The following is a 3,671-nucleotide window of genomic DNA, read 5'->3' on the forward strand; positions in this document are numbered from 1 at the left end:
GCTCGGGCCTGTACAGCCCGTCCTGCCACCCGTCGGCGGCATCGGCAAGTGCCGCGGTCGACAGCGTTACCACACCGCCGAGAAGTTCCGGCCGGTGCTGCGCTTCGATGGTGGCCGTCCGCGGCAGCGTCAGGCGATGCGGCTGGCTGTCATTGTCTGATGCCTCGACGCAATAGATCAGCGGGCCGCGCGACAGCGCGACTCGGCCGGCATCCTGGCGCACCTGCGGGTTGGCATAGAGCCGCTCGATCGGCATTTCGAGATCGAGCCGGACATCATCGCCCTTCTTCCATGTCCGCTTGATCGCGGCGTAGCCGTCGCTGGTGATCTCAGCCAGCTTGATGGCCTCGCCGTTCACCTTCAACTGGGCACTGGCGCTCCAGGCGGGAATGCGCAAGTGCAAGGTGAATTCGACCGGCGCCTGCGGTTCAAGCGTGATCTCGACGGCGCCGTCCCAGGGATACCTGCTCGCCTGTGTCAGGCTGACCGGGACGCCCGATATGTCGAAACGGGCGGTCGAGTCGCCATAGAGGTGGATGGCCAACGCATCGTCGGCCAGGCTGTAGAAATAGCTGCCGATCGAGGCGACCATGCGACCGATATTGGGTGGGCAGCACGGGCAGCGGTGCCATTTCCACCTGTTGTGCTTGCCCCGGCTTTCCAATGGATTCTCGTAGAAAAACAGCGAGCCGTCGAGCGACAGGCCCGAGATCGAACCGTTGTAGAGGGCGCGTTCCATCATGTCCGCGTAGCGGGCGTTCGGCCCCATGCCAAGCATGCGGCTGGCCCAGAACACCAGGCCGACCGCGGCGCAGGTCTCGGCATAGGCGCTTTCGTTGGGCAGGTCGTAGTCGCTGGTGAACCCCTCATTGTGCGCCGACGGTCCCAGTCCGCCGGTGACGTAGAGGCTCTTGGTGGTGAGATCGTCCCACAGAAGGTCGAGTGCTGCTCGCAGCGTATCATCGCCATATTCGGTCGCGATGTCGGCCATGCCGGAATAGAGGTACATCGCCCTGACAGCATGGCCGACAACCTTGTGCTGTTCTCGCACCGGGATGTGCGATTGGCTGTATTCATAGGTCTTGAAATGATAGGCCTTCGGGTCGGCGCCGCGGGCGCGGGCCTCCTCGTCGAAATAATGCGGCTGCTGCCCGCGCTGGTCGATGAAGTATCTGGCCAGCTCCATGTATTTCCGCTCGCCTGTCACCCGCGCCAGCTTGACCAGCGCCAGCTCGATCTCCTCATGTCCGCAATAGCCCTTCTTCTTGCCGGGCTCGGGGCCGAGCACCGACGCGATATGGTCGGCATAGCGGCACATGATGTCGAGCAGCTTGCGTTTTCCCGTCGCCTGGTAATAGGCGACCGCGCCCTCGATCAGGTGGCCGGCGCAATAGAGCTCGTGGCAGTCGCGCAGATTGGTCCAGCGCTTGCCGGGCTGGATGCGCTGATACCAGCTCGAGAGATAGCCGTCCTCCTGCTGCAGCTTGCCATACATGTCGATGACGGCATCGATCTTCTTCTCCAGTTCGGGGTTCTTGCGCCGGTAAAGCGAATAGGCCGCGGTCTCGATCGTCTTGCCGAGATCGGAATCCCAGAACATCTGCGTGGTCACCGTCGATCCAGTGAATTCCGCGCCCTGGCGGTCGGCTTCGTCGGGGGAGGGCGAGTGGAAGGGGATGACTATGCCGGGCGAGGGGCGGTCCGGATCGATCTGCTCCAGCATGCGGGCCTCGACGCAGCGCTCGTAGAGGATGTCGGCGGTGCGTGTGGCGACAGCGTCGGCGCGGTCGCCCCAGAAGCCGTGCACGTCGACCTGCGGCACCGGCAGCGGGCGGAAGGCGAGCTTCGGTTTTCCTTTTGCGGATGGCGATGCGGTCATGAACTTACTCCATTCTATTTGACGGCCCCGGCCATCAGGCCGCGGATGTAGAAGCGCTGCAGCGCCAGGAAGAGGATGAGGCACGGCACCATCATCACGGTGACGCCCGCCTGCACCGCGCCCCAGTCGATGGCGCCAAAGCGGCCCGACTGCAGTGCGGTCATCATCACCGGCAGCGTGAACTTGGATTGGTCGGTCATCAGCACGAGGGCGGCGAGGAATTCGTTCCAGGCGCCGAGGAAGGCAAACAGGGCGATGGTGACGACGCCCGGCCAGACCAGCGGCAGCATCACCTTCAAAAGCATTGTGAGATTGCTGGCACCGTCCATGCGGGCGGCCTCCTCGATTTCGCGCGGCACGGCGTCGAAGGCGTTGCGCATCATGAAGATCGAGAACGGCAGTTGCAGCGTCACATAGACGCCGACCAGGCCGGTCAGGGTGTTGTGCAGGCCAAGCTTGGTCAGCACCAGGAAGATCGGCGTCAGGATCGACTGGAACGGGATCATGATCGTCGACAGGATGAGGATAAAGAACAGGTCCTTGAACGGAAACCGAAACCGCGAAAAGCCGTAGCCGGCCAGCACGCTGACGGCGACCGACAGCACGACCGTCATCAGCGAGACATAGATGCTGTTTTGCGCAGAGGCCCACAGCCCGTCGCCGAAGCTGTTGAGCGTGGCATAGTTCTCCAGCGAGAACCCCGACGTCGGCCAGGGCGGCAGCGGCGGCAGGCGTGCTTCGGCCGCCGGCTTGAACGCCGACAGCACCGCCCAAACAATCGGCGCGGCGAACAGCACCGAGGCGACGATGCCGGTAGAATGCTCTGCGACGCGGCTCAGGAGCCGGCGGCTACGGGAGGCTGCCTGCGCCATCAGTCGAGACCCTCCGGCTTGCGCAACAACCATAGCTGGACGAGGCTGAGCGCCACCAGGATGACCAGCAGCACCATGGAAAGTGCCGCGCCATAGCCGAGCTTGAACGACACGAAGGACTGGTTGAAGATCCAGTAGACCGCCGTCAGCGTCTGGTTGCGCGGGCCGCCGCGCAGGATGATGTAGAATTGGTCGAAGGCGAGGATCGAGCCGGCGACCGACAGGATCAGCGCCAGCGCCAGCGTGCGGCGCATCAGCGGCAGGGTGATCGCCCTGAACCTGGCGAAAGGCCCGGCACCGTCGATGACGGCCGCCTCCTGCAGGTCCTGCGGGATCGATTGCAGGCCGGCCATCAGGATGATCATGGTGAAACCGGCGACCTTCCAGACGACCATGGCGATGATCGACCAGAAGGCCGGCTGGAAGGTGGCCAGAAGGTTGAACTTCCTGTCGATCAGTCCGAGGTCGTAAGCGGCCGGGCTGAACAGGCCGGAATCGACATTCAGCAACCACGACCAGAGCAGGCTGGCCGAGGCGAAACCGACAACCGCCGGCATGAAGAACATGGTGCGGTAGAGATTGGTCAGCGGCCGCGGCCGTTCGACGAACAGCGCCAGCGGAAAGGCCACCACGAAGATCGCGATGGTGACGATCACCGTGTAGAAGGCGGTGAAGCGCAGCGCGTTCCAGAACCTGGTGTCGCGCAGGATGGCGACGTAATTGCCGAGGCCGATAAAGCTGTGCTCGCCCATCAGCGGCCAGTTGTGCAGCGACATCCACGCCGTCATGCCGAGCGGGATCAGGAAAAAGACGACGACCAGCGCGACAGCCGGCGCGACATAGAGCAGGCCGATCCATTGTTGGCGGCTGGCGACCCTGCGGGCGCGGGGCGGGGCAGGGGTTGCTGCGGTGATGGTCAT

Annotated in this window: 3 protein-coding genes; all 3 read right to left on the minus strand. The window is 63.9% G+C overall.

Features of this window, described 5'->3' with window-relative positions; all coding sequences use genetic code 11:
- Nucleotides 1–1,879 (minus strand): glycoside hydrolase family 127 protein (locus EN749_RS32505; protein WP_145991101.1); only part of this gene is annotated, 1,879 nt, incomplete at its 3' end.
- Nucleotides 1,880–1,893: 14 nt separating this feature from the next.
- Entirely contained in the window at nt 1,894–2,751 is an 858-nt protein-coding gene (locus EN749_RS32510) for a carbohydrate ABC transporter permease (protein ID WP_127398214.1), read from the minus strand.
- The gene (locus EN749_RS32515; protein WP_127381884.1) at nt 2,751–3,671 is read right to left on the minus strand and encodes a sugar ABC transporter permease; all 921 of its coding nucleotides are present in this window, start codon (nt 3,669–3,671) and stop codon (nt 2,751–2,753) included. Before EN749_RS32515 ends, EN749_RS32510 begins: the two co-directional genes overlap by 1 nt.

It is taken from the genome of Mesorhizobium sp. M7A.F.Ca.ET.027.02.1.1 (assembly GCF_004022985.1).
In the GTDB taxonomy this organism is placed as follows: Bacteria; Pseudomonadota; Alphaproteobacteria; order Rhizobiales; family Rhizobiaceae; genus Mesorhizobium.